This window comes from Streptosporangium amethystogenes (assembly GCF_000721075.1).
Taxonomy (GTDB): domain Bacteria; phylum Actinomycetota; class Actinomycetes; order Streptosporangiales; family Streptosporangiaceae; genus Streptosporangium; species Streptosporangium amethystogenes.
This window is the reverse complement of the sequence record NZ_JOEQ01000144.1, coordinates 1-569: the sequence shown is the minus strand read 5'-3', so window position 1 is coordinate 569 and position 569 is coordinate 1. Positions and strand designations below refer to the sequence as shown.

At 61.2% G+C, this 569-nt stretch carries 1 protein-coding gene; it reads left to right on the top strand.

Annotation, left to right across the window (positions count from 1 at the left end):
• Window positions 1–276, top strand: a 276-nt coding sequence (locus tag IG98_RS53010) for a hypothetical protein (protein ID WP_211264394.1), incomplete at its 5' end; no start/stop codon positions are given.
• Window positions 277–569: the final 293 nt, after the last annotated feature.

The window sequence follows — 569 nt, the reverse complement described above, 5'->3', positions numbered from 1 at the left end:
CCGATGAGAACTGCCTGCGACGCCTCGTCACGTACCTACCTCTTCCAGACTTCTGTCAGCTTATGCAGCCGACTGTCCGGAATCTGCTGGGCACCTCAGACCTTGGAAGGCGAGCCGACTCCCGGCAGCGCCGCCCTCATCTCCGAGGAATGGGCCATTCACAGCAACACCGGATTCGTCTGGCTACCCGAAGGTCAGCCCGAGGAGACTTCGGACGACAGCTACCGGCACCTCGGCGGGAACTGGTACGGCTGGCGTGGCTGGGACAATTGGTGACCACCGGCCCGCTCCCTACGCGGTGGAATAACCCATTCAACGGGCGCCCGAAACCATCACCTCGAATGAGCGCTACGGCGGCAACCCACCCACGCAGTCGGCACATCTCAGACCCGAGACATCAAGAGCCTGGGGCCAATCCCACCTCGCGCTCGGCACCGTTGCTGTCACTGGACATCAAAAAGCCCGGGCCGGGGTGTGTCCAGTTAACGGTGTAACTCGGTTTTGAAATTTTTCTATCGAGAACTCGGGGACAGGCGACCTTCGAAGGTGATCGCGAAGGCGTTCAACGC